The organism is Thioalkalivibrio sp. ALJ15 (assembly GCF_000383695.1).
In the GTDB taxonomy this organism is placed as follows: domain Bacteria; phylum Pseudomonadota; class Gammaproteobacteria; order Ectothiorhodospirales; family Ectothiorhodospiraceae; genus Thioalkalivibrio.
On the sequence record NZ_KB912061.1, the window covers coordinates 91,777 to 115,859 of the forward strand.

Below are 24,083 nucleotides of genomic sequence, written 5' to 3' on the forward strand. Positions count from 1 at the left end.
GAAACGAAGGCTGGCGTCTCAGCCGTCGGCCTTCACCCGTTTTGGATCGATGCCCAGTGCCTTGAACTTGCGATAGAGGTGGGTGCGCTCCAGCCCCACCCGCTCGGCCAGCCGTGTCATGTTGCCTTCCGAGCGCTCCAGTTGCTGGATCAGATACTCGCGCTCGAACTGCTCGCGCGCCTCGCGCAGCGGCAGGTCGGGGATCGCCAGTGCCCCCTCCTCGAACTCCTCACCGCGCTGCGGCTGGCCGGTCAGGGTGCGCTCGACCTCGTCGCGGGTGATCTCGTCACCGGAGCCGAGGATCATCAGCCGTTGCACCAGGTTGCGCAGCTCGCGCACGTTGCCGGGCCACTGATACTGCTGCAGCCGCTCCAGCGCCGGACGCTGGAACAGCCGCATCGGCAGGCCTTCCTGCTGGTGCAGATGGCGCATATGGTAGTCCAGCAACTCCGGGATGTCCTCCGCGTGCTCGCGCAGCGGCGGGATGGCCAGCGGGAGGACGTTCAACCGGTAGTACAGGTCCTCGCGAAACCGGCCCTGCTCCACCGCCGCGCCAAGGTCATGCTGGCTGGCGGCAATCACCCGCACGTTGACGCTGATCGGCTGATCGCCGCCGATACGGGTAATGCGCTGGGTATCCAGGGCATGCAGCAGACGCCCCTGCGTCTGCATATCCATCTCCGCGACCTCGTCGAGAAACAGCACGCCACCGGCGGCCTGCTCGAGCAGCCCATAGCGCACACGATCGCCTTGCTCGCTTCCGAACAGCTCGGCCACGGCCTCGTCGCCCGACAGCGAACCGACCGATACCACGATGAACGGACTGTCCCGACGGGCGCTGCGCGCATGCAGCAGCCGGGCGAAGGTCTGTTTGCCCACCCCGGGCTCGCCGGTAATCAGCACCCAGGTGTCGTGTTGCGCCATGCGCTGCACCTGGTCGCGCAGGTTCACCATCACCGCACTGCCGCCCACCGGGTCGGCGACCGTGCCGGCATGGCGTTTCAGGCCCACGTTCTCGCGCTGGAGGCGGGCGGCCTCCAGGGCGTTGTTCAGCGTGATCAGCAGCTTGTCGATCGACAGTGGCTTTTCGATGAAGTCGTAGGCCCCCAGGCGCGTGGCATCGACGGCGGTCTCGACATTGCCGTGGCCGGAGATCATCACCACCGGACAGGGCAGACCCTCGTCGTCGCCCCACTCCTTGAGCAGGGAGATCCCGTCGCCATCCGGCATCCAGACGTCGAGGAGAATCAGATCCGGCCGGCGACTACGGCGCTGAGCCTTGGCCTCGGCCACCGAGCCGGCCAGCGCCACCTGATAGCCCTCGTCCTCGAGGACATCCTGCAACAGCATCCGGATATCCGGTTCGTCGTCGACGACCAGTACGTAGGGTTCGCTCATTCCGGTTCCTCGTGGGCCAGGGCCTGCGGGGTATGTTCGACCGGGATGCGAATGCGGAAAACCGCCCCACCTTCGCCCGCCGGTTCATTATGGCACTCAATCATGCCGCCATGTTCCTCGACGATCTTCTGCGCGACCGCCAAACCGAGACCGGTTCCACGCGGCTTGTCGGTGGTGTAGGGCTCGAAGATGCGTTCCAGCAACTCGGGCTTGATACCCGGGCCGGTGTCGGTCACCCGCAGCTCGATATGGGGTCCGGTCGGATCGTCGAGATAGGCGGTCGCGATATGCACCACGAACGCCTCCTGGTCCTTGCCGGCCTCCAGCGCGTTCTTGATCAGGTTGTGCAGCAGCTGTCGCAGGCGTCCGGCGTCGCCCCGAATCCCGGGGAGGCCCGACTCCAGGTCGGTCTGCACACGGGAATGGCCGTCGGAATCGACATACAGCTCGCAGACATCCTGGATCAGCTGGTTCAGGTCCACCGATCCCAGCTCCAGGCGCGGGGCCTGGGCGTAATCGCGGAAGGCGTTGACCAGCGTCTTCATCGCCTCCACCTGCTGGATGATCGTGCCAGTCGCGCGATCCAAGACCTCGCGGTCAGCCCCGTCCAGGACCTTGCCGAGCCGGCGCGACAGACGCTCGGCGGAGAGCTGGATCGGGGTCAGCGGATTCTTGATCTCGTGTGCCAGACGCCGGGCCACCTCGCCCCAGGCCGCGTCGCGCTGCGCCTTCAGGAACTCGGTCATGTCATCGAACACGATCGCGTGCAGGCCGCGGCTGGAGCCCGAGGTTGGCAGCCAAACGGCACGCGTCATCAGCACCTTGCGCCCGGAACGCGTAAACACGACAACCTGCCGCGACCACTCGTCTTCCTGGCGCGCCAGGGCATCGTTGATCGCCTCGAAGAACTGCCCGACCAGCGGACACTCGGCGCCCAGCTCGGAGATCGGACGCGTGCGGGCGCCCTGCAGGTCGCACTCCAGGATCTGGCCGGCGGCCTCGTTCGCGGTGCGAAGGCGCAGACTGCCATCCAGCGCGAGCACGCCGGAACGCAGGTGCTGCAGGACGCTCTCCAGGTAGGCGCGCTCGGCATCCAGCAGGCGGCGGTTGCGTTCGGCCTCGTCACGCGCCTCGTTCAGCGTGCGCGTCATCGCATTGAACGACTGCACCAGAAAGCCCAGCTCGTCGGCCCGCTGCACCGCGAGCCGGGTGGAATAGTCGCCAGCCGCGACCGAGCGCGTCCCCTGCACCAGATCGGAGATCGGACGCACCATGCGCCTGGCCACCAGAAGCCCGGCCCACAAAGCCGCCATCAGCGAGATCGCCAGCGCCAGCGACAGGGTAAAGATAAAGCCCTGGATGATCGGGCCGCGCAGGTAGGCGAATTCGCGGTAGCCGGCAAAGGCATCCTCCACGCGTTGTGACAGGGCCGACATGCGCGGATCGACCGGATAAATCCCCTGCAGGATGCGGTTCTCCGCCCCCGGTCTTCGACTACTGGTGGTCGCCACCACGCGAATCACCAGCGAGCCGTCGGTCTGCGGCTCAAGTCGCGAATACGGCTGCTCCGGGCGCACCCGCATCAGGATATCGGCCCCGGGGGGACTCGGCAGGCGGCGGATCGGGCTGTCGGTGGACGAGGCAATGATGCGGTTGTTGGAGCCGACCAGCGTCAACTCCTGGGCCCCAACCTGACGGCGGTAGTCATTCAACGCCAGCGGAACCAGACCCTCCGAGACCCCTTCCAGCTCGCTCATCATCTCCTGCGTCTCGGTCGCCAGCTGGCGCACGCGCAGATCCAGCGACGAACGCGACAGCTCCAGGGCATCCTCCAGCGCGGAGTCCACGCGCACGTCGAACCAGGAGTCCACGCCCTCGTTCAGGAACTCGAAGGAGAAGTAATAGACGACCGATACCGGCAGCACCGCGACCAGCATGAACCCCCCGACCAGCCGCAGCGTCAGGCGACTGCCGGGCACCCCCTGGCGATACTGGGCGACCATGCGCACGAACTGGTGGACGATCAGCCCCCCCAGCACCAGCAGGATTGCGGCGTGGAATACCAGCAGCCACAGGAACAGCTGCTCGAAGCGGGCCTGGTCCTGCGCCGCCCCGCCCATGACCACCAGCGAGGTCAGCAGCAGCAGGAACAGCAGGCCCATGCCCAGCAGGCCCCATGGGAAGCGTCTTAATCCAGGGACCATCGATGCCACTCCCGCCGGGTGGTGAGGTCACCGCGCAGACCGGCATCCAGCTGCAACGGCAAGGGCAGCGCCGAATACACAAGCAACAGCCGCGCGGCCATGTTGTAGTCTTCCGGCCGCTCGCGCACCGCCCCCGGGACGCCGTGCATCGGCAGGCGCCCGAGTCGGCGGGCGACATACTCCAGGGCATCGCCCAGGGTCGGCTTGAGCTCCATCCGGTCATCGTTCACGTCGGTTACCAGGTAATACCGGTTCAGCGCAAAATATTGCAGCTTGACCCGGCGTGTCTCGCGCTGCACGGACTCCCGTCCCAGCCAGCGATCCCGTTCGATCCGGGCCTCGGCCTCGAACTCCAGTGTGACCCCATTGGCCAGCGCATCTTCCAGCACCTGCGGCAGTCGCATGTCGAGCACGAGGCGCACCAGCAGGGTGTCATCGTCCATCCACATGTGCCGGGCGTCGCGGATCTCCAGGGCCTGCGCCGTACCCGGGACCAGCGCCAGCACGAGCGACCACGCCAGCAGGAATCCGATCGGCGACCGCCCCGCGCGCATGCCCTAGTCCTTTGTCAACAACGCGTAGTAGAAGCCATCGCCGCCTTCCAGGCCCAGCGGCAGCGCCCAGCCGACCGAGCGTACGTGCGCGCCGGCGATCGGCGGGCCGCCCTCGGGCTCCAGCGCGCGCGCATCCGGCGTGCGCTGGAGAAAGCCCGCGACCACCGCGCCGTTCTCCTCCGACAGGAGCGAACAGGTCGCATACAGCAGGCGCCCGCCAGGGCGCAGCAGTCCCCAGGCCGCCTCCAGAATACGCGCCTGCTCCGCCGCCAGGCGCGGGATGTCGTCGGCGCGACGCAGGGTCTTGATGTCCGGGTGACGCCGGATCACCCCGGTCGCCGAGCAGGGCACATCCAGCAGGATCGCATCGAAGGGCTGGCCATCCCACCAGGCATCGGGGTCGGCGACGTCGGCCGCGGTCAGTTGCGCGGCGAAGCCCAGTCGGTCGAGATTTTCGCGCACCTGCACAAGTCGCTCGGCATCGTTGTCCAGCGCAGTCAACTGGAGATCACCACCCGCCCGTTCCAGCAGATGACCGGTCTTGCCGCCCGGGGCCGCGCAGGCATCCAGCACGCGTTCGCCCGGCTGCGGATCGAGCAGGACCGCCGCCCATTGCGCAGAGGCGTCCTGCACCGAGAGCCGGCCCTCGGCAAAACCGGGCAGTCGAGCGACGTCCGCGGGTTCCTCCAGTGTCAGGGCTGCCTCCAGCTGAGGATGCGCCTGTGCCGGGTGCCCCGCCTCGACCAGCGCCTGGAGGGCGTCCTCGCGCGAGGTGCGGGACAGGTTCACGCGCAGGGTCATAGGTGCGGGACGGGTGGCCGCCTCCAGCAACGTCTCCCAGTCGTCGGGCCAGGAGGCGCGGATCGCCTCCAGCAGCCATTCCGGAACGGCATAACGCAGCGCCGGGTCTTCCCGGACTGCCGCCTCCAGCGCATCCTGTTCGCGCTGCGCGCGCCGCAGTACCGCATTGATCAGCCCCACCGCACCGGGGCGATGGATGGCCCGCGCCAGCTCCGCGGTCTCGCGCACGGCCGCGTGGTCACGGGTAGAGAAATGCATCAGCTCGGCCAGCCCCTGCGCCAGCAGCACACCGATCACGGCGTCTTTCTTGCGCAGCGGGCGCTCCAGGAACCCGTTTACCAGCGCCGACAGTTGCGGATACCAGCGCAGCGTGGTGTAGGCCAGCGCCTGCACCCAGGCCGCGTCGCGGGCGTTCAGCCCTTCGGTTGCGTGCTCGACCGCGCGCGTCAGGGAATGCCCCTGCAATACGACCCCCTCGGCCGCCTCCAGCGCCCGCTGGCGCGGGGAGCGCGAGTCCACCCGCGAGGGTACGATGCGTCCGTTGCGCTTGCCCGCCATCGCTCAGCCGCCCGCGAGGCGCTGCCCGATCAGCGCCGTAGTATTGGCCCAGTCCGCGGCCGCAACCGGGCGCTTGCCCGGCAGCTGCACGGTCTCCAGAAGCAGCTGACCTTGTTCGGTGCCCACTTGCACCCCGTCACGGCCCGCGGCTCGGATGGTGCCCGGCTCCGGGTCCGCCGGCCCGGGCAAAGGGCGCGCGGCATGCACGCGGATCACCTGCTCGCCCCAGCGCGCCTGGGCAACCGGCCAGGGGTTGAAGGCCCGCACCTGGCGATCCAGCTCCACCGCCGGGCGGGCAAAATCCAGCCAGGCCTCACCCTTTTCCAGCTTGTGCGCGTAGGTCGCGCCGGCATCGTCCTGTGGTTCCGGCTGCGAACGCCCCGCGAGGATCTCGGGCAGCCGCTCCAGCAGCAGCTCGGCGCCCAGCGTGGCCAGCGTATCGTGCATCTCACCGGTGGTCGTCGTCGCCGTGATCGGGGTCGAGCGACAGGCGTGCACCGGGCCCGTGTCCAGGCCGGGCGCCATCTGCATCAGGCAGACCCCGGTCTCGGTATCGCCGGCCAGGATCGCGCGGTGGATCGGTGCCGCACCGCGCCAGCGGGGCAACAGCGAGGCGTGGATGTTCAGCCCGCCCCGGCCCGGGATCTCCAGCACCGTTCGCGGCAGGATCAACCCGTAGGCCGCTACGATCAGGATATCCGGGCGCCAGGCGGCCAGTTCGGCCTGGGCCTCGGGCGATTTCAGGGATTCCGGCTGCAGCACCGGGATGCCGGCCGCCTCGGCGGCGACCTTGACCGGGCTCGGGCGCAGTTGGCGCCCCCGCCCCGCCGGGCGATCCGGCTGGGTGTAGACGGCCACGGGCCTCGGGCCGCGCTCGATCAGGGCCTCCAGCGCAGGGACCGCGAAGTCGGGTGTACCCGCGTAGACCACACGCGGCAATGGCACGTCCTTGTTGCCTTGCTTCATCAGACGGCGGGCGCCGCGGCCTTGTCTCCCGCGCCGGCCCGCGCGCCCTGCTTCTCCAGCTTCTTGCGGATGCGATTGCGCTTCAGGCTGGAGAGGTAGTCCACGAACAGCTTGCCGTCGAGGTGGTCGATCTCGTGCTGGATACACACGGCCAGAAGGCCATCGATATCGAGCTCATAGGGCTGGCCGTCTCGGCCGAGGGCACGCACACGAATACGGTCGGCGCGCTGCACCCGCTCGTAGAATCCGGGCACCGACAGGCAGCCCTCGTCCATCTCCTCCTCGCCGGAGGTCTCGAGGATCTCGGGGTTGATCAGCACGTGCGGCTCGCTCTGGTCATCGGAGACATCCGCCACCAACACCCGCTTTTGCACGTTGATCTGGGTGGCCGCCAGACCAATGCCCGGCGCGTCGTACATGGTTTCCAGCATGTCGTCGACCAGAGTGCGGACCTCGTCGTCCACCGTCTCGACCGGCTCCGCCTGCAGACGCAGGCGGGGATCCGGGAAATGCAGTATTTCGCGCTTGGCCATGAAAAACCTCAAACTTTGTACTGTACAGATGCCGCAATTCTGCTAACGTTGGACCGCAATATCCGCGGAATTGCGTCATCCGCATGGGGCCGGGCTAAAGCAAAAGAAGGCTCGGGGAGCGCGCGGATCTGACAGGGGACAGCAATGTACAAGACCAGGGCGACCACGACCTTCGTTCTGCCGGGCATTTTATTCAGTGTAACGCTGTTGCTCGGCGCCTGCGCAGCCACCCAGACCGAAGAGGGGGCTGCCACCGCCGAGGACACCGAGGCCACACAAACGGCCCGCAGCGAGGACACCTCCCGCGAAACCGACCGGGCCGCCGAGACCCCGGAGCCGGAACCCGAGATCCGCGAATCCGCTCCCGAACGCTACGTGGTCCGCGAGGGCGACACCCTGTGGGACATCGCCGCGATGTTCCTGCGCGATCCGTGGTACTGGCCGGAGATCTGGCTGGTGAACCCCGAGATCGAGAACCCGCATCTGATCTATCCGGGCGACGTACTCAGCATCTACTACGTGGACGGCGAACCGCGCATCACCGTGGATGGCGGCCCGCGCGTTCGCCCGACCAAGCGTCTGTCGCCCGAGATTCGCGTAGTCGATCGCGATGAGGATGCGACCCCGATCTCCACGCTGCAGTCGTTCATGTTCCGTCCGCAGGTGCTGGACGACGAGACGCTGGACAACGCCCCCTACATCCTGGCCTCGCAGGATGAGCGCGTGATCTTCGGCCCGGGCGACCGCGTCTACGTGCGCAATGCCGAAGACACCCAGCAATACGACCTCTATCACATCGTGCGTCGTGACGGCGAGCTGGTGGACCCGGACACCGGCGAGAACCTGGGCATTGCGACCCTGCCGATTGGCGAGGCCGAGATCGTCGAGCCCGGCAACGTGGCACGCGCAAACATCCGCAAGGGTGAGCGCGAAGCCATCCGTGGCGACCGCCTGGTCCCCTATGCCGATGAACAGGACATGCTGTTCGAGATCGGACGTCCGCCAGAAGACCTGGAGGGCACGATCATCTCCCTGTTCGACGCGATCAGCCAGATCGGCCAGCTCCAGGCTGCGATCATCAACCGTGGCGAGCGTGACGGCATCGAGAACGGCCAGGTGATGACCGCCTACACCGCCGGCCGCCAGGTTCGCGACCCGATCAGCGACCGGGCGAACGAGGTCGTGACCTTGCCCGAGGAATCGGTCGGAACGGTGATGGTGTTCCAGACCTTCGAGAAGGTCTCCTACATCCTGGTCACGGAGTCCGACCGCACCCTGCGCGAGGGTGACAAGGTCCGCCATCCGTCGCACTGATCCGCTCGCACGGGCATCCGCACCACCGATGACCGACGACTGGGACCGGGCGACGCATCAGCGCGCCTGGCTGGAACTGATCAACACCCCGGGGCTCGGCCACCAGCGCCTGCTGCATCTGGTCGAGGCCTTTGGCGGTCCCGGCGCCGCCCTGGCCGCTTCTCCTAGCGAATGGCGCCATCACGGCGTCGAGCTGAATATCGACCCGGCGGCCCGCACGGCAGCCGCCGATGCCGACCAGGCCTGGCTCGACCAGGACGAGCGGCACCACCTGCTATGCCGGGATGACCCCGACTACCCGCCGCTACTGGCCGAAATCCCCGATCCGCCCCCGGTCCTGTACCTGAACGGCGACCCGAGCCTGCTGCATCGGCCGCAAATCGCAATCATCGGCGCACGCGAGTGCACGCCGCAGGGCGAACGCCTGGCCGGGGAGTTCGCGCGCGAGCTCGCCGGTGCCGGCGTGGTGGTGACCAGCGGCCTGGCGCGCGGCATCGACGGGGTGGCCCACGAGGGCGCCCTGGCTGCCCCCGGTGGCCGCACGATCGCAGTCGTCGCGACCGGCCCCGACCGCATCTACCCGGCGCAGCATCGTCGCCTCGCCCACCGCATCGCGGATCACGGACTGGTCGTATCGCTGTGGCCAACCGGCACGCGCCCACTGGCGCGCAACTTCCCGCAGCGCAACCGGGTGATCAGCGGCATGGCCCTGGGCACGGTCGTGGTCGAGGCCGCACTGAAGAGCGGATCGCTGATCACCGCCCGCCTGGCGGCGGAACAGGGCCGGCAGGTCTACGCGGTGCCGGGCTCGGTACTGAGCCCGGTCAGCCGAGGTTGCCATCGCCTGATCCGTGATGGGGCGCAACTCGTGGAATCGGCCGACGAGGTGCTGGAAGACCTGGCGGACTGGCTCGGCGTCGCCCCCGGGGAGACAGCCAGCACACCACCGGAACCGGCCCGGGAGCCACTGGATCCGGAGCAGGAACGCGTGCTGAACGCGATGGGTTTTGACCCGATCCCGCTGGAAACCCTGCGGGATCGCACCAAATTGACCATCGAGCGCCTTTCATCCATGCTGGTTTTGCTGGAACTCAACGGCCGTGTGGCCGCCCTCGACCACGGGCGCTACCAGCGCCTCGACGCAGGATCCCCTGAATCATGAACGAAAGCGTGCTGGATGTGCTCATGTACCTGTTCGAGCACACCATGGACGAGGAATCCGACGAGGAGCCGGATCGCGCGGAACTGGAACGCCACCTGGTGGAGGCCGGTTTCGCCCGCCCCGAGATCGACCGCGCCCTGGGCTGGCTGGATCGCCTGATGAGCGAGGCCCCCCTCACCGGTCGCGGCGGCGACAGCGCGGCCCAGCGCATCTATGCCCCGGAAGAGCGCAAGCGCCTGGACACCGAGGCGCACGGCTTCCTGCTGCACCTGGAGCAAAACGGGCTGCTGACCGCCGGCACCCGCGAGCTGGTACTGGACCGCGTGATGGAACTGGACGCCGAGGAGATCGACCTCGACCAGCTGCGCTGGGTGGTGCTGATGGTGCTGTTCAACCAGCCCGACGATGCGATCGCCTATTCCCGCCTGGAAGAGGTGATGCGCGACGATGCCGGCCCGTCGGCCGTGGATTATCTGCACTGAGTCCACCGTCCTCCGCAGACAATGCGGTAGCCACGGGCGTTTTCCTCCTCTAGTCTTTAGCGCCCGTGAACCCGGTCGCTGCCATGCGACCGCGATCGCCCCGATACGGAACCCGCTGCCACGGAGACGGTCCCGAGCGACATGAGCAAGCACCTCGTCATTGTAGAGTCGCCCGCCAAGGGCAAGACCATCGAAAAATATCTCGGCCCGGACTACCAGGTCATGGCCTCCTATGGCCATGTCCGCGACCTGGTCCCCAAGGAAGGGGCGGTGGACCCGGAAAACGGGTTCCGCATGAAGTACGACGTGATCGAGCGCAGCGAAAAGCAGATCGAGGCGATCGCCAAGGCTCTGAAGAAATCCGATGACCTGATCCTCGCGACTGACCCCGACCGTGAAGGCGAGGCAATCTCCTGGCATCTCTACGAGGTGCTGCGTGACCGCGGCCTGCTAGACGATCGTGGCGTGCATCGGGTCGTGTTCCACGAGATCACCAAGAAGGCGATCCAGCAGGCGATCGAGGAACCGCGCGACCTGGCCAAGCCGCTGATCGATGCCCAGCAGGCGCGCCGCGCGCTGGACTACCTGGTCGGCTTCAACCTCTCCCCGCTGCTGTGGCGCAAGATCAAGCGCGGCCTGTCCGCCGGGCGCGTGCAAAGCCCGGCACTGCGCATGATCTGCGAGCGCGAGAACGAGATCGAGGCCTTCGTCCCGCGCGAATACTGGACCCTGGATGCGAAGGTCGAGCGCCAGGAGCAGCCGTTCACCGCGCGCCTGACCTACCTGGACGGCAACAAGCTGGACCAGTTCGACCTGAACAGCGCCGAACTCGCACATGACGCCCAGAAGCGCCTGACCGAGGCCGCGAACGGCGAGCTGCGTGTCGCCAAGGTCGAGAAGAAGCAGCGCCGCCGCAACCCGGCCGCGCCGTTCACCACCTCGACCCTGCAGCAGGAGGCCTCGCGCAAGCTGGGCTTCACCGCATCGCGCACCATGCGCACCGCGCAGCAGCTGTACGAGGGGATCGATCTGGGCTCCGGCGCGATCGGCCTGATCACCTATATGCGTACCGACTCGGTGGCCCTGGCCGGCGAGGCGATTGGCGAGATCCGCGGCCTGATCGAGGAGCGCTATGGCGCCAACAACGTCCCCGACAGCCCGCGCCAGTACAAGACCAAGTCGAAGAACGCGCAGGAGGCCCACGAGGCTATCCGCCCGACCTCCGTGCGCCGCCTGCCGAACGAGGTCCGCGCCCGCCTGAGCAGTGACCAGGCCCGGCTGTACGACCTGATCTGGAAGCGCACCGTCGCCTGCCAGATGATCCACGCGACCTTCGACACCGTGGCCGCCGACCTGGTCCCGGGTGACAGCCGACACCAGTTCCGCGCCACCGGCTCCACCCTGGTCGACCCCGGCTTCATCGCCGTCTACCAGGAGGGCCGCGACGACGCGCAGGATGACGACGAGGACAAGCGCCTGCCGGAAATGGCCGAGGGCGACACGGTCCAGCTGGAAGAGGTCACCGCCGACCAGCACTTCACCGAGCCGCCGCCGCGCTACACCGAGGCCAGCCTGGTGAAGACGCTGGAGGAATACGGCATCGGCCGTCCGTCCACCTACGCCAGCATCATCTCCACGCTGCAGTCGCGCGAGTACGTGGAGATGGACGGCAAGCGCTTCATCCCGACCGACACCGGCCGGATCGTGAACAGCTTCCTGACCCAGCACTTCGACCGCTACGTGGACTACGACTTCACCGCGAAGCTGGAAGACGAGCTGGACGCGATCTCGCGCGGCGAGAAGGACTGGGTCCCGGTGCTGGAGGATTTCTGGGGCGACTTCCGCGACCGGGTGAAGGAGAAGGAAGAAAACGTCACTCGCGCCGAGGCCGTGCAGTCGCGCGAACTGGGCCCCGATCCGCAGAGCGGACGCCCGGTCAGCGTGCGCCTGGGCCGTTTCGGCCCGATCGTGCAGATCGGCACCAAGGACGACGAGGAGAAGCCGCGCTTCGCCGGCCTGCTGCCCGGGCAGAAGATGGACAAAATCACCCTCGACGAGGCGCTGGAGCTATTCAAGCTGCCGCGCGACCTCGGCGAGACGCCCGAGGGCGAGCCGGTGATGGTCAACATCGGCCGCTTCGGACCGTACGTGAAGTACGGCTCCAAGTACGCCTCCCTCGGCCCGGACGACGACGTCTGGACCATCGAGCTGCCGCGCGCGCTGGAGATCGTCGCCGAGAAGAAGAAGAAGGACGCCGAACGCTTCATCAAGAGCTTCGACGAAGAGGGCATCCAGGTCCTCAACGGGCGCTACGGCCCTTACGTGACCGACGGCAACAAGAACGCCAAGATCCCCAAGGAGACCGATCCCAAGTCCCTGACGCTGGAACAGTGCCAGGAACTGATCGCCGCCGCCCCGGAACGCAAGGGCCGCGGCCGCAAGGGGGCGGCCAAGTCGACCGGCAAGTCCTCCGGGAAGACCGCCTCCAAGTCGTCGACCGCAAAGAAGACGACCACGAAAAAGGCAGCCACCACCAAGAAGGCCGCCAGCAAGACGGGCACGAAAAAGGCCACCGCAAAGAAGACGAGCACGTCGAAGAAGGCCCCGGCGAAGAAGGCTTCGACCGCCAAGTCTGGTAGCGCGAAATCCGGCAGCGGCGACAGCCGCCTGAGTGCCCAGCCCTCCGGCGACCGTGGATCCGAATAGCCAACCGCTGCTAACCCCCGAGATCGAGCCCGTCGCGCAGTGCGTGCGCGACGGCGGCGTGGTCGCCTACCCCACCGAGGCGGTCTTCGGCCTTGGCTGCCGCCCGGATGACCCCCGGACGATCGATCGCATCCTCGAGATCAAGGGCCGCCCGGCCACCAAGGGACTGATTGTGGTCACCGACCGGCTGGATCGCCTCGCGCCCTGGCTGGCGCCGCTACCGGCCGAACGCCGGGCCGAGATCGACGCCAGCTGGCCTGGGCCGACCACCTGGCTGCTACCCGTCACCGATGCCTGCCCGCCGCTGCTGCGCGGCGAACACGACAGCCTCGCGGTACGCGTCACCGCCCACCCGGAGACGCGCGCGCTGTGCGCGGCCGCGGGCAGCCCCCTGGTCTCCACCAGCGCCAACCGCGCGGGCATAGAGCCCTGCCGCACCTGGGACTGCGTGAACACGCAGCTCGGGGCGGGCATCGACGCGATCCTGCAGGCAGAATGTGGCGGGCGCACCGCACCCAGCACGATCCGCGATGCCCGCACCGGGGCCTGGCTCCGGGGCGCGCCGGATACCCACGAATAACCAACCGGGACGCAGCATGAGCCAGGACCACGTCTCCATCGACCGTGTCATCGACTACCTGCAGGGCCTGCAGGACCGCATCTGCCAGGGTCTCGAGGGCCTGGACGGCCAGGCCCGCTTCCAGGAGGACGCCTGGGAACGCCCGGCCGGCGGCGGCGGCCGCACCCGTGTAATGCACGAGGGGCGGGTCTTCGAGCAGGCCGGGGTCAACTTCTCCCATGTGATGGGCGACAACCTCCCGGCCTCGGCCACCGCGCACCGCCCGGAGATGGCCGGACGCTCGTTCCAGGCCACCGGCGTGTCGCTGGTGATCCACCCGCACAACCCGTATGTGCCGACCTCGCACGCGAATGTGCGCTTCTTCATCGCGGAGAAGCCCGGCGAGGAGCCGATCTGGTGGTTCGGCGGCGGCTTCGACCTGACCCCGTACTACGGTTTCGACGAGGACTGCATCCACTGGCACCGCACGGCCGAGGCCGCCTGTCGTCCGTTCGGCGAGCACCTCTACCCGGCGCACAAGCAGTGGTGCGACGAGTACTTTCATCTCAAGCACCGCGACGAGCCGCGCGGCGTCGGCGGGCTGTTCTTCGACGACTTCAGCGAGGGCGGCTTCGAGCACGCCTTCGGCTACATGCAGAGCGTCGGCAATGCCTATCTGGATGCCTATGGCCCGATCGTCGAGCGTCGCCACGCGACCGAATACGGCGAGCGCGAGCGCCAGTTCCAGCTCTACCGGCGCGGGCGCTATGTCGAGTTCAATCTGGTCTACGACCGCGGTACCCTGTTCGGCCTGCAGTCGGGCGGGCGCACCGAGTCGATCCTGATGTCGCTGCCGCCGCTGGTGCGCTGGGAATACAACTACCAGCCGGAGGCCGGCACGCCCGAGGCCGAACTCTACGAGCGCTATCTGAAGCCGCGCGACTGGCTGGCCGAGTCCGCCGGCTGACCCACCAACAAGGACGACCCGCATGACCGCACCGATCGCCCCCTATCCCGCCGGCCGTCCGCGCCGCATGCGCCGCGACGCCTTCTCCCGCCGCCTGATGCGCGAGCATCACCTGCGCGCGGACGACCTGATCCTGCCGGTGTTCGTCACCGAGGGCGAAGGGGTGCGCGAGGCGGTGCCGTCGATGCCCGGCGTGGAGCGCGTCAGCATCGACCTGCTGCTGGAGGAGGCGGCCGCCGCCGTGCGCCTCGGCATCCCGGCGCTGGCCCTGTTCCCGGTGGTCCCGGGCGAGAAGAAGAGCCTGGATGCCGCCGAGGCCTGGAACCCCGAGGGCCTGGCCCAGCGCGCGGTACGCGCGCTGAAGCAGGCCCACCCCGAGCTCGGCGTGATCACCGACGTCGCCCTGGACCCGTTCACCACCCACGGCCAGGACGGCATCATCGACGATGACGGCTACGTGGTGAACGACATCACCGTCGAGGCGCTGGTGAAGCAGGCGCTGTCGCATGCCGCGGCCGGGGCCGACGTGGTCGCCCCCTCCGACATGATGGACGGGCGCATCGGCGCGATCCGCACCGCGCTGGAAGATGGCGGGCACGTGCACACGCGCATCCTCGCCTACTCCGCCAAGTACGCCTCGGCCTTCTACGGGCCGTTCCGCGATGCGGTGGGCTCGGCCAGCAATCTGGGCAAGGGCGGCAAGGAGACCTACCAGATGGACCCGGCCAACGGCGATGAGGCCCTGCACGAGGTCGCGCTCGACCTGGCCGAGGGCGCCGACATGGTGATGGTCAAGCCGGGGATGCCGTACCTGGACGTGGTCCGCCGGATTCGCGACGAGTTCCAGCGCCCGACCTTCGTCTATCACGTCTCCGGCGAGTACGCGATGCTCAAGGCCGCCGCCGAACGCGGCTGGCTGGACGAGCGCGCCTGCGTGCTGGAGGCCCTGACCGGCATGAAGCGCGCCGGGGCCGACGGCATCCTCACCTACTACGCCCGCACCGTGGCCGAATGGCTGACGGAGGACGCGGCCCGATGAGCGAGCCGCGCCCCGATCGTTATGGCGTGGTCGGCAACCCGATCCGCCATTCGCTGTCGCCGCGCATCCATGCCCTATTCGCCGAACAGACCGGGCAGCACCTGACCTACGAGGCCCTGCTCGGCACCCCGGGGCAGTTCGCCGAGGAGGTCTGGGCATGGTTCTCCTCCGGGTTCCGCGGCCTGAACGTGACCGTCCCGTTCAAGGAAGAGGCGTTCGCCCTGGCCCGGGTCCTGACCGACCGCGCCCGGCGCGCCGGCGCCGTGAACACCCTCTGGCGCGACGACGAGCGCCAGCTCCACGGCGACAACACCGACGGCATCGGCTTCTGCCGCGACCTCGACCGCCTGGGTGGCGAGGTGCCCGGCCGGCGCATCCTGATCCTCGGGGCCGGCGGCGCGACCCGCGGGCTGCTGCAGCCCCTGCTGGAGCGCCACCCCGCACAGCTGGTGATCGCCAACCGCACTGCGGCGCGGGCCGAGGCACTGGCCGAGGACTTCGCCGACCTGGCGATCGATACCGAGCTCTCCGCCTGCGGCCTCGACGCCCTGCCCGCCGGCCCGTTCGATCTGGTCATCAACGCCACCGCCGCCGGCCTGTCCGACGCGGGCCTGAACCTGCCCGCGACGCTGGTGCACCCGGACAGCCTGGCCTACGACCTGGTCTACGGCCCCGGTGCGGCCCGGTTCCTTGACTGGGCCCGGGATGCTGGCTGCCGGCAGACGTCGGACGGCCTGGGCATGCTGGTCGAGCAGGCCGCCGAGGCCTTCGCGACCTGGCGCGGCATCCACCCCGACACCACCCCGGTATTGCGCCAACTGCGTCACGAAAACGACACGGCCTGACGCCCGGTTCACCTTCCGTTCAAGCAACGGCGCAATCCTGTTCCCGAGCGCGCCCGTGGGCGCAGACTGAAACCCGGGAGTTCCTTCCCGGCTGGGGGGCAAGCATGATCTCGCGCATTGGTGTTCTGGTACTGGTCGGTTTTCTGACCTTCGCCATCGGCTGTACCACCACGGATCCCTATACCGGCGAGGAGCGGGTATCGCGCACGGCCATCGGCGCCGGTGTCGGCGCGGCTGCCGGGGCCGTGGTCGGCAGCATCACCAGCCGCCGCAACCGCACCCAGCGCGCGATGATCGGGGCCGGGATCGGGGCCCTGGCCGGCGGTGCGATCGGCAACTACATGGACCGCCAGGAGGCCGAGCTGCGCGAGCAGCTGCGGGGAACCGGTGTCAGCGTGACCCGCGACGGCGACAACATCATCCTGAACATGCCCGGGCACATCACCTTCGATATCGACCGCACCGACATCAAACCGGAGTTCGAGGAGGTGCTGAACTCGGTGGCGCTGGTCCTGGCCGAATACGACCAGACCGGTATCGAGGTCGCCGGCCATACCGACATCACCGGACGCGTCGAGTACAACATGGACCTGTCGGAACGGCGCGCTCAGAGCGTCGGGCGCGCCCTGATACGGCGCGGCGTCCAGTCGGTGCGCGTCGACACCGTCGGCTTCGGGCCGCATCAGCCCATCGCGACCAACGAAACCGCCGAGGGCCGAGCGCTGAACCGGCGTGTAGAACTGACCCTGTTCCCGCTGACCGCGGACTGAGCGCCGGCCCCCAGCGCGGCCGGGCCGGGGATTGCCCGACCCGCCCCCTTCCGCATCCATCCGGCGCGCCGGGCTGGTAAGCTTGGCCGCCATGGACGCACGTGCACGCCTGTGGGAACTGGCCCGACTGGTCCGCCTGGACCGACCTGTCGGCATCTATCTGCTGCTGTGGCCGACCCTGTGGGCGCTCTGGATCGCAGCCGAGGGCTGGCCGCCGGGTTCGCTGATCTTCATCTTCGTTGCCGGCGTCGTGCTGATGCGCTCGGCCGGCTGTGCGATCAACGACTACGCGGACCGCGACTTCGACGCCCATGTCGCCCGTACGCGCGACCGCCCGCTGGCGCTGGGCACGATCACCCCGAACGAGGCACTGGCGACCTTCGCCGTGCTGGCCCTGACCGCCTTCGTGCTGGTCCTGTTCACCAACCTGCTGACCATTCTCTATTCCCTGGTCGCGGTGGTGCTGGCCGCTACCTATCCCTTCGCCAAGCGCTTTCACCACTTTCCGCAGGTGCACCTGGGCGCGGCCTTCGCCTGGGCCGTGCCCATGGCCTTTACCGCGGTCACCGGGGATCACCCGCCGCCGCTCGCCTGGCTGCTGTACGTGACCGTGCTGGCCTGGACCGTGGTGTATGACACCTTCTACGGGATGGTGGACCGAGAAGACGACCTGAAAATCGGGGTGAAGTCCACCGCCATCGCGTTCGGCGAGATGGACCGTCTGATCACCGCGGGGCTCCAGGTGCTCGTCTGGCTGGGGCTGTACCTGATCGGCCAGCATGCCGGGCTCGGCGGCTACTACACGGCGGGGCTGGTGATCGTGGCGATGCTGATGTTCTACCAGCAGTTCCTGATCGCCGAACGCGAGCCGACCGACTGCCTGCGGGCATTCAAGAACAACCATTATCTCGGTGCCGTGGTCCTGCTCGCGATGATCGCAGACCATCATCTGGGGGGCTAACTCGGTTACGCGCGGGCAAGCGCCAGACCCTCGACCGATGCCGCTCCCGCCGCCCGCAGCGCACGGGCCAGCGCATCCAGGGTCGCCCCGGTCGTGACCACATCGTCCACCAGCAGCACCCGCTCGCCCGCCAACTCCGCGTTCACGGCAAATGCATCGCGCAGGTTCCGGCGCCGCTGTGGACCGCTCAGCGTCTGCTGCGAAGGCGTGGCCCGTACGCGGCGAACGCATGCGGTATCCAGCGGGAGCCCCAGGACCTCGGCGACGCACCGCGCCAGCGGCTCGCACTGATTGAACCCGCGCTCGCGCAGGCGCGAGGGGTGCAATGGAACGGGCACCACGCGGGTAGGCAACGGTGTCGGCACATCCCGGCGTTCGCGGGCTGCCTGTGCGGCCAGGTCCACGAGGATCCGTTCAGCGCGGGCGTGGCCGCTGCGCTTGTAGGCCAGCAGCACCCGATCCAGCGGCCAGGCATAGGCCCATGGCGCCCGCAGGGCGTCTACTGCCGGAGGGCGGCGCTGACAGGCGGGGCAGGCCACTGTCGCCGGCAGGGGTGCCGCGCAACCCGGGCACGGGGCCTCCACCCGCACCAGGTCCTTGCGGCAGGCAGGACAGATGGCCCCGCCCTCCGGCAACGGGGCCAGACACAAGCCACAGTGGTCGGGATACAGCGCCCGGGCCGCCCAGGCGCTCAGCGCACGCAGCGCGCCCGATCGCTCTCCAGTTTGCCCCGGCGTGGCTGAAGGGGGATGAGCCATGATGGTATGCTTCCGCTTTTGCATTCAGGGTAGTCCATGGCGACCAAGACCGTCTCCGCACGCAGTTCGCGGCGCGCCGCCGCGATGTTCGACGTCGGCAATCTGATCAGCGTGTCGATTGCCGGCATCCCGCTGTTTGTGGTTAGCAGCGAGGGGGTCGGAGTCGGCTTCATCATTGCCGCGATCATGGGCATCGTGCCGCTAGTGCTGTGGTTTGGCGCCTCCATGCTGGTGTACGCCCTGAACAAGCACCACCCCGATCCGCGCGTGGGCCATTTCACGCAGTGGGCGGCCTATCGCTACTACGCGCTGATGGGCCTGCTGATCGGGGTCGCCACCTTCTTCCCGCCGGATCTGGCCTACTACCGCGCCTATTGGGCCGTGGCTGCCGCCATCCTGCTGCCGTGGACGGTCTACGCCCTGTTCCGCGTCTACCGCGAACCCTGGGCCGATGTCGCCATCCCGGCGGAAGCCGACAAGGAGCCACACTCATGAGCACGCCCCGCCACGACTGGAACACCGACGAGGTCGAGGCCCTGCTCGACCTGCCGCTGAATGACCTGATCTTCCGCGCGCAGACCGTGCACCGCGAACACTTCGATCCGAACGCAGTACAGGTCAGCACGTTGCTGTCGATCAAGACCGGGGCCTGCCCCGAGGACTGCGCCTACTGCCCGCAGAGCGCGCACCACGAAGTGGAGCTGGAACGCGAGCGCCTGCTGCCACTGGACGAGGTGCTGGAGGCGGCGCGCAACGCCCGCGCCCAGGGTGCGACCCGCTTCTGCATGGGTGCCGCCTGGCGCAACCCCACCGACAAGAACCTGGAGCGCGTGATCGAGATGGTGCGCGCGGTCAAGGACGAGGGTCTGGAGACCTGCATGACCCTCGGCATGCTGAAGGCCGAGCAGGCGAAGCGCCTGTCCGAGGCAGGTCTGGACTACTACAACCACAATCTCGACACCTCGCCGGAGTTCTACGGGCACATCATCTCGACGCGCACCTACGAAGACCGCCTGGAAACCCTGGAACACGTACGCGAAGCGGGCATGAACGTATGCTGCGGCGGCATCCTCGGCATGGGCGAATCGCGCCGTGACCGGGCGCGTCTGCTGCAGCAGATGGCCAACCTGCCGAAGCACCCGGAGTCAGTCCCGATCAATCAGCTGATCCAGGTCGAGGGCACCCCACTGCACGGGATCGAGGACCTCGACCCGCTGGAGTTTGTGCGCACCATCGCCGCCACCCGCATCCTGATGCCGGCCTCCTACGTGCGCCTGTCCGCCGGGCGCACCGAGATGTCCGACGAGATGCAGGCCCTGTGCTTCCTGGCCGGCGCCAACTCGCTGTTCTACGGCGACACCCTGCTGACCACACCGAACCCCGGCGAGAACCACGACCTCGCGCTGTTCGAACGCCTCGGCCTGCACCCGGAGACCGGGCCGGAAGCCCCCGGGGAATCGGACCGGCCCGCCTCCGCATCGGCCTGATGCCGACCGGCCAGTGGCGGGCGACTTTCCCGATCATTTCTCGGCGGTGGCGGCGGCGTATGCCCGCCACCGCCCGGACTACCCCGCCGATCTCTTTGACTGGCTGGCCGCGCGCACCCCGCACCACGAACAGGCCTGGGACTGCGCCAGCGGCAATGGCCAGGCCGCGCAGGGCCTGCAGCCTCACTTCTCCCAGGTCGTAGCGACCGATGCCGCCCCAGCCCTGCTGGCCGCTCTGCCGGCGACAGCCGGGATCAACCGAGTAGCCTGCGCCGCCGAGGCCTGCGCACTGGCCGATACCTCGGTGGATCTCGCCTGCGTCGCCCAGGCCGCGCACTGGTTTCGCCACGCCGAGTTCCATGACGAGGTTGCACGCGTCCTGCGCCCGGGCGGCCTGCTGGCGATCTGGGGCTACGGCATCCTGCGCGCCGAGGACCCGGCGCTGGACCGCCTGCTGACCGACTTTCACGACACCACCCTGGCGCCCTGGTGGCCGGAAGAACGCAGCCATATCCGCAGCCACTACCGCGACCTGCCGTTCCCCTGGCCGGAGATCGAGACGCCCGAGTTTCGGATCGACCGCGAATGGGGCCGCGACACCCTGCTCGGCTACCTCGGCACCTGGTCAGCCATCCGCCGCGCGCAGACGGCCGGCCAGGATCCGCTGGCCGCACTGGAGCCAGCCCTGCACGCACTGTGGCCGAACGCGGACATCACCGCCCGCCTGCACTGGCCGATCTTCCTGCGCGCCGGGCTGCGGCCGTGAGTCCGTCACCATGAGCACCTCGCTGCAGGCCTTCCTGCAGGCCCGTCTCGACCGCGTGCGCACGGACGGTCGCTGGCGCCGGCTGCGCACGCTGGACGGTCCGCAGCAACCGGAGCAGGTCATCGACGGCCAGCCGGTTGTTGCCTTCTGCTCCAACGACTACCTGGGTCTGGCGGCGGATCCGGCCGTCGCCGCCGCCGCCCGCGAGGCCCTCGACCGCTACGGGTTTGGGGCCGGGGCCGCCCATCTGATCAACGGCCACACCCGCGCCCATGTGGAACTGGAGCAGGCGCTGGCGCGCTTCACCGGGCGCGAGCGCGCGCTGCTGTTCTCGACCGGCTACATGGCCAACCTGGCGCTGGTACAGACGCTGGCCGGCCGCCACGACACGGTGTTCGAGGACCGCTGGAACCATGCCTCGCTGATCGATGCCGTGCGCCTGGCCGGCGCGCGCAGCCAGCGCTATCGTCATGCCGATCCCGGGCACCTGCGCGATCGCCTGGAGCGGGCTCCCGATCGCGGGCATCGGCTGGTCGTCACCGACGGGGTGTTCTCCATGGACGGGGATATCGCACCCCTGCCGGAGCTAGCCGCGCTGGCGCGCGAGTTCGATGCCTGGCTGATGGTGGATGACGCCCACGGCCTGTCGGTGCTGGGCGCGACCGGTGGCGGCAGCTGCCAGCACCACGGCCTCGGCGCGGACGATGTGCCGATCCTGATGGGCACGCTGGGTAAGGGATTCGGCGCCGCCGGGGCCTTCGTTGCCGGCTCCGAAGCCCTGATCGAGACCCTGATCCAGACCGCCCGGCCCTACATCTATACCACCGCGATGCCGGCCGCCCTCGCCGCCGCAACGCTGGCGTCCGTGCGCATCGCCGAGGCCGCAACGGATCGGCGGGCGCACCTGCAGGACCTGCTCCAGCGCCTGGGGGCGGGCCTGGACCGGCTCGGCCTGCAGCACCCGCCTCCGTTGACCCCCATCCAGCCGGTCCAGATCGGTGACGCCCACCGCGCTAGCGACGTGGCCGAGAGGCTGCTGGCCGCCGGGTTTCTGGTCCCGGCGATCCGTCCGCCCACAGTCCCCGAGGGCCAGGCACGGCTGCGCATCACCCTGTCCGCCGCCCACACCGAGGCTCAGGTGGATGCCTTGCTACGGGCGCTGGAGCAGGCCCTCGATCATGCGACTCCGTGAACCCGTACACACCCCGGCATTGACGCCCTTCACGTTTCCGAAAACCGCCATTCCCCGTTAAAGAACCGTTCAGCGACCCCGCGCGAGGCTGGGGCCGAGCACGGTCGAAAGGAGACGGACCATGGCACGGAAACGCAACCATTCCCGACGCGGTGTACCCACTCATCTGAAGGCGCTGGCGGCCGCGATGCTGTTCGGCTTCGCCGCCGACACCCTGGCCGCCCCACCGCCCTGGGCACCGGCCCACGGCTGGCGCGCGCAGAACGACCCGGGGTATGCCGGGTACCACGGCTACAGTGTTGACCGCTGGGAACACGACTACGGCGTGATGGACGGCCGCTGCAACCGCGACGCAATCGGCGCGGCGATTGGCGGCGGTGCCGGCGCCGTCATCGGCCACCAGGTCGGCGACGGCGATCCGGTGGCCATTCTGATCGGGGCGGCGGGGGGCGCGGTCCTGGGCGGCATGATCGGACGCCAGATGGACCGCAATGACCAGGCCTGCATGGGACATGCCCTGGAACTGGCCGAGCCCGGACAGCCCGTCTACTGGGACAATGCCAATGGGCAGCCGGTGCACATGACGCCGGGGCGCGTTCGCGACAGCGGCTGCCGCGACTTCGAGATGATGATCGACGGCGAACGCCACACCGGTACGGCTTGCCCGGACGAACCCGGACACTGGGAGATCCGCGGATAAACGACCATTGGCCCGGGGGCCTTGAACGCCCCCGGGCACCATCGCCTATCCTGCAGGGCCACCCTGCCCTGCCCCGGCCGGCCACACCTTCCGTCCGGCTACCGAAGGGCCGCACAGCACGGAATGTCTCACTCCATGGCCCGGATCCTGCCCGCCAATACGTCCCCGTCCGCACCGGAACGCGTGATCGTTCTGGATGTGCTGCGCGGAGTCGCGATCCTCGGCATCCTGGTGATGAACATCCAGTCGTTCGGACGCATCTCCAGCGAATACCTGAATCCGATGGCTCTCGGCCCCCTCCCGCTGGCGGACTGGATCGCCTGGGTCGTGGTCCACGTGCTGGCGGACGAGAAGTTCATCAGCATGCTGACCCTGCTGTTCGGGGCCGGGATCGTGCTGATGGCCTCGGGTTCGCGCCATCCGGCCGACACCTTCGAGCAGCGCTTTCGCCGCCGCATGGGCTGGCTGTTCCTGATCGGGCTGGCACACGGGCTGATCCTGTGGCCCGGCGACATCCTCGCGGCATACGCGGTGTGCGGACTGGTGGCCATGCATTTTCGCGACCACCCGCCGATGACGCTCCTGGCCTTCGGGGTCGCGCTGCTCGGAGGACTGACCGCGCTCTGGCTCGTTCTGAGCGCGATCCTGATCTTCCTTGTCCCCGAGCACTGGCTGCAGACGCTCAACGAGCGCTACTGGCAGCCCGGCGCCGATGTCGTCAGCGACGAGCTCAACCGGATGTCCCTGCACTGGCTGGCGGCGACCGGCGAACGGGCGACCGGTGCACTGACTGCGCAGCTGTGGATGTTCTTCTCCGAGCGCCTGTGGCAGATGCTCGCGATGATGTTCATCGGCATGGCCCTGCTGCGGCTCGGTTTCCTTCACGGGACCTGGTCACTGGCCGGCTATCGGCGCGTCGTGCTGATCGGACTGGGCGCCGGCATCCCGCTGGTACTGGCGGGGCTGTGGTTCAACACGGCCGTGGAGTGGGATCTGCGCTACTCGATGTTCCTGGGCCGCATCGCCAACCTGTGGGGCAGTGTCGCGATTGCCCTGGCCTGGGTCGCCCTGGTGATCCTGCTGGCCCACCCCGACGGGCGGCGGCGGATCCTGCCAGGCGTCATCCGCGCCCTCGAGGCGGTCGGCCGCCTCGCGCTGACCAACTACATCGGCCAGTCGATCCTCGCCGCGATGATCTTCTACGGGATCGGGCTCGGCCTGTTCTCGCAGTTCGGGCACCTCGAACTGCTCGGCATCGTGCTGGCGATCTGGGTGTTCCAGATCACCTTCTCCCTGCTCTGGCAACGCTACATCGGCCCCGGGCCAATCGAGACCCTCTGGCGGCGCCTGGCAAGCTAGCC

The 24,083-nt window shown here is 68.5% G+C and carries 23 protein-coding genes; 16 read left to right on the plus strand and 7 right to left on the minus strand.

The window, feature by feature from the left end; all coding sequences use genetic code 11:
- Positions 1 to 18: 18 nt before the first annotated feature.
- Genes G015_RS0112635 through def form a run of 6 tightly spaced genes read right to left on the minus strand, consistent with a single transcriptional unit; the run spans position 19 to position 7,014 of the window.
- The gene (locus G015_RS0112635; protein WP_018138934.1) at positions 19 to 1,398 is read right to left on the minus strand and encodes a sigma-54 dependent transcriptional regulator; all 1,380 of its coding nucleotides are present in this window, start codon (positions 1,396 to 1,398) and stop codon (positions 19 to 21) included.
- Complete coding sequence (locus tag G015_RS0112640) at positions 1,395 to 3,602, minus strand: ATP-binding protein (RefSeq protein ID WP_038038520.1); 2,208 nt, start codon at positions 3,600 to 3,602, stop codon at positions 1,395 to 1,397. Before G015_RS0112640 ends, G015_RS0112635 begins: the two co-directional genes overlap by 4 nt.
- Positions 3,587 to 4,156, minus strand: coding sequence for a DUF4390 domain-containing protein (locus G015_RS0112645; protein WP_018138932.1), 570 nt, complete (start codon positions 4,154 to 4,156; stop codon positions 3,587 to 3,589). The genes G015_RS0112640 and G015_RS0112645 overlap by 16 nt, the downstream gene beginning before the upstream one ends.
- Before the next feature lie 3 nt (positions 4,157 to 4,159).
- Positions 4,160 to 5,515, minus strand: coding sequence for a 16S rRNA (cytosine(967)-C(5))-methyltransferase RsmB (gene rsmB, locus G015_RS0112650; protein ID WP_020146847.1), 1,356 nt, complete (start codon positions 5,513 to 5,515; stop codon positions 4,160 to 4,162).
- Positions 5,516 to 5,518: 3 nt separating this feature from the next.
- A complete protein-coding gene (gene fmt, locus G015_RS0112655; protein WP_018138930.1) occupies positions 5,519 to 6,481 on the minus strand; it encodes a methionyl-tRNA formyltransferase in 963 nt (320 codons plus the stop codon).
- A complete protein-coding gene (gene def / locus G015_RS0112660; RefSeq protein WP_018138929.1) occupies positions 6,481 to 7,014 on the minus strand; it encodes a peptide deformylase in 534 nt (177 codons plus the stop codon). Before def ends, fmt begins: the two co-directional genes overlap by 1 nt.
- A 144-nt stretch (positions 7,015 to 7,158) precedes the next feature.
- On the opposite strand from def, the gene G015_RS0112665 reads away from it, so the two are divergent.
- The 10 genes from G015_RS0112665 (at position 7,159) to ubiA (ending at position 17,819) form a co-directional block, all read left to right on the plus strand.
- Complete coding sequence (locus G015_RS0112665; RefSeq protein WP_012983636.1) at positions 7,159 to 8,328, plus strand: LysM peptidoglycan-binding domain-containing protein; 1,170 nt, start codon at positions 7,159 to 7,161, stop codon at positions 8,326 to 8,328.
- A gap of 28 nt (positions 8,329 to 8,356) precedes the next feature.
- On the plus strand, positions 8,357 to 9,490 hold the full coding sequence (gene dprA, locus G015_RS0112670) for a DNA-processing protein DprA (RefSeq protein ID WP_012983637.1): 1,134 nt from the start codon (positions 8,357 to 8,359) through the stop codon (positions 9,488 to 9,490).
- Positions 9,487 to 9,972: a DUF494 family protein gene (locus tag G015_RS0112675; protein WP_012983638.1), complete on the plus strand. Its 486-nt coding sequence runs from the start codon at positions 9,487 to 9,489 to the stop codon at positions 9,970 to 9,972. The genes dprA and G015_RS0112675 overlap by 4 nt, the downstream gene beginning before the upstream one ends.
- Before the next feature lie 141 nt (positions 9,973 to 10,113).
- A complete protein-coding gene (locus G015_RS0112680; RefSeq protein WP_012983639.1) occupies positions 10,114 to 12,678 on the plus strand; it encodes a DNA topoisomerase I in 2,565 nt (854 codons plus the stop codon).
- Positions 12,665 to 13,258 carry an L-threonylcarbamoyladenylate synthase gene (locus G015_RS0112685; RefSeq protein ID WP_012983640.1) on the plus strand — a complete coding sequence of 198 codons (594 nt, stop codon included), beginning with the start codon at positions 12,665 to 12,667 and terminating at the stop codon, positions 13,256 to 13,258. Before G015_RS0112680 ends, G015_RS0112685 begins: the two co-directional genes overlap by 14 nt.
- Positions 13,259 to 13,274: 16 nt before the next feature.
- Positions 13,275 to 14,204 carry an oxygen-dependent coproporphyrinogen oxidase gene (hemF, locus tag G015_RS0112690; protein ID WP_012983641.1) on the plus strand — a complete coding sequence of 310 codons (930 nt, stop codon included), beginning with the start codon at positions 13,275 to 13,277 and terminating at the stop codon, positions 14,202 to 14,204.
- A gap of 22 nt (positions 14,205 to 14,226) precedes the next feature.
- Positions 14,227 to 15,243, plus strand: a complete 1,017-nt coding sequence (gene hemB / locus G015_RS0112695; RefSeq protein WP_012983642.1) for a porphobilinogen synthase — start codon at positions 14,227 to 14,229, stop codon at positions 15,241 to 15,243.
- The gene (gene aroE, locus G015_RS0112700) at positions 15,240 to 16,088 is read left to right on the plus strand and encodes a shikimate dehydrogenase (RefSeq protein ID WP_012983643.1); all 849 of its coding nucleotides are present in this window, start codon (positions 15,240 to 15,242) and stop codon (positions 16,086 to 16,088) included. Before hemB ends, aroE begins: the two co-directional genes overlap by 4 nt.
- Before the next feature lie 104 nt (positions 16,089 to 16,192).
- Positions 16,193 to 16,858 (plus strand): OmpA family protein, encoded by a 666-nt coding sequence (locus G015_RS0112705; protein ID WP_012983644.1) that lies wholly within the window; start codon positions 16,193 to 16,195, stop codon positions 16,856 to 16,858.
- A 91-nt stretch (positions 16,859 to 16,949) separates the two neighbouring features.
- Complete coding sequence (gene ubiA, locus G015_RS0112710) at positions 16,950 to 17,819, plus strand: 4-hydroxybenzoate octaprenyltransferase (protein ID WP_012983645.1); 870 nt, start codon at positions 16,950 to 16,952, stop codon at positions 17,817 to 17,819.
- Positions 17,820 to 17,824: 5 nt separating this feature from the next.
- Here ubiA and G015_RS14445 read toward each other — a convergent pair whose 3' ends face one another.
- Positions 17,825 to 18,601 (minus strand): ComF family protein, encoded by a 777-nt coding sequence (locus G015_RS14445; RefSeq protein ID WP_012983646.1) that lies wholly within the window; start codon positions 18,599 to 18,601, stop codon positions 17,825 to 17,827.
- Positions 18,602 to 18,613: 12 nt separating this feature from the next.
- Between G015_RS14445 and G015_RS0112720 the strand changes: the two genes are divergently transcribed.
- The 6 genes from G015_RS0112720 (at position 18,614) to G015_RS0112745 (ending at position 24,081) form a co-directional block, all read left to right on the plus strand.
- Positions 18,614 to 19,072, plus strand: a complete 459-nt coding sequence (locus tag G015_RS0112720; RefSeq protein WP_012983647.1) for a hypothetical protein — start codon at positions 18,614 to 18,616, stop codon at positions 19,070 to 19,072.
- Positions 19,069 to 20,064 carry a biotin synthase BioB gene (gene bioB, locus G015_RS0112725; RefSeq protein WP_012983648.1) on the plus strand — a complete coding sequence of 332 codons (996 nt, stop codon included), beginning with the start codon at positions 19,069 to 19,071 and terminating at the stop codon, positions 20,062 to 20,064. The genes G015_RS0112720 and bioB overlap by 4 nt, the downstream gene beginning before the upstream one ends.
- Positions 20,065 to 20,077: 13 nt before the next feature.
- Positions 20,078 to 20,830, plus strand: a complete 753-nt coding sequence (locus G015_RS0112730) for a class I SAM-dependent methyltransferase (RefSeq protein WP_012983649.1) — start codon at positions 20,078 to 20,080, stop codon at positions 20,828 to 20,830.
- A gap of 10 nt (positions 20,831 to 20,840) precedes the next feature.
- Positions 20,841 to 22,022: an 8-amino-7-oxononanoate synthase gene (gene bioF, locus G015_RS0112735; protein WP_012983650.1), complete on the plus strand. Its 1,182-nt coding sequence runs from the start codon at positions 20,841 to 20,843 to the stop codon at positions 22,020 to 22,022.
- Positions 22,023 to 22,143: 121 nt separating this feature from the next.
- A complete protein-coding gene (locus tag G015_RS0112740) occupies positions 22,144 to 22,722 on the plus strand; it encodes a glycine zipper domain-containing protein (protein ID WP_012983651.1) in 579 nt (192 codons plus the stop codon).
- A gap of 135 nt (positions 22,723 to 22,857) precedes the next feature.
- Complete coding sequence (locus G015_RS0112745) at positions 22,858 to 24,081, plus strand: DUF418 domain-containing protein (RefSeq protein WP_020146848.1); 1,224 nt, start codon at positions 22,858 to 22,860, stop codon at positions 24,079 to 24,081.
- Positions 24,082 to 24,083: the final 2 nt, after the last annotated feature.

Coding starts and splice junctions, on each gene's coding strand:
- rsmB (WP_020146847.1), bottom strand. CDS start 5,515: ATGGCGGGCAAGCGCAACGGACGCATCGTACCCTCGCGGGTGGACTCG.
- hemF (WP_012983641.1), top strand. CDS start 13,275: ATGAGCCAGGACCACGTCTCCATCGACCGTGTCATCGACTACCTGCAG.
- G015_RS0112635 (WP_018138934.1), bottom strand. CDS start 1,398: ATGAGCGAACCCTACGTACTGGTCGTCGACGACGAACCGGATATCCGG.
- G015_RS0112665 (WP_012983636.1), top strand. CDS start 7,159: ATGTACAAGACCAGGGCGACCACGACCTTCGTTCTGCCGGGCATTTTA.
- def (WP_018138929.1), bottom strand. CDS start 7,014: ATGGCCAAGCGCGAAATACTGCATTTCCCGGATCCCCGCCTGCGTCTG.
- G015_RS0112675 (WP_012983638.1), top strand. CDS start 9,487: ATGAACGAAAGCGTGCTGGATGTGCTCATGTACCTGTTCGAGCACACC.
- G015_RS0112640 (WP_038038520.1), bottom strand. CDS start 3,602: ATGGTCCCTGGATTAAGACGCTTCCCATGGGGCCTGCTGGGCATGGGC.
- bioF (WP_012983650.1), top strand. CDS start 20,841: ATGAGCACCTCGCTGCAGGCCTTCCTGCAGGCCCGTCTCGACCGCGTG.
- G015_RS0112745 (WP_020146848.1), top strand. CDS start 22,858: ATGGCCCGGATCCTGCCCGCCAATACGTCCCCGTCCGCACCGGAACGC.
- dprA (WP_012983637.1), top strand. CDS start 8,357: ATGACCGACGACTGGGACCGGGCGACGCATCAGCGCGCCTGGCTGGAA.
- G015_RS0112645 (WP_018138932.1), bottom strand. CDS start 4,156: ATGCGCGCGGGGCGGTCGCCGATCGGATTCCTGCTGGCGTGGTCGCTC.
- G015_RS0112680 (WP_012983639.1), top strand. CDS start 10,114: ATGAGCAAGCACCTCGTCATTGTAGAGTCGCCCGCCAAGGGCAAGACC.
- bioB (WP_012983648.1), top strand. CDS start 19,069: ATGAGCACGCCCCGCCACGACTGGAACACCGACGAGGTCGAGGCCCTG.
- G015_RS14445 (WP_012983646.1), bottom strand. CDS start 18,601: ATGCAAAAGCGGAAGCATACCATCATGGCTCATCCCCCTTCAGCCACG.
- fmt (WP_018138930.1), bottom strand. CDS start 6,481: ATGAAGCAAGGCAACAAGGACGTGCCATTGCCGCGTGTGGTCTACGCG.
- G015_RS0112720 (WP_012983647.1), top strand. CDS start 18,614: ATGGCGACCAAGACCGTCTCCGCACGCAGTTCGCGGCGCGCCGCCGCG.
- G015_RS0112740 (WP_012983651.1), top strand. CDS start 22,144: ATGGCACGGAAACGCAACCATTCCCGACGCGGTGTACCCACTCATCTG.
- hemB (WP_012983642.1), top strand. CDS start 14,227: ATGACCGCACCGATCGCCCCCTATCCCGCCGGCCGTCCGCGCCGCATG.
- ubiA (WP_012983645.1), top strand. CDS start 16,950: ATGGACGCACGTGCACGCCTGTGGGAACTGGCCCGACTGGTCCGCCTG.
- aroE (WP_012983643.1), top strand. CDS start 15,240: ATGAGCGAGCCGCGCCCCGATCGTTATGGCGTGGTCGGCAACCCGATC.
- G015_RS0112705 (WP_012983644.1), top strand. CDS start 16,193: ATGATCTCGCGCATTGGTGTTCTGGTACTGGTCGGTTTTCTGACCTTC.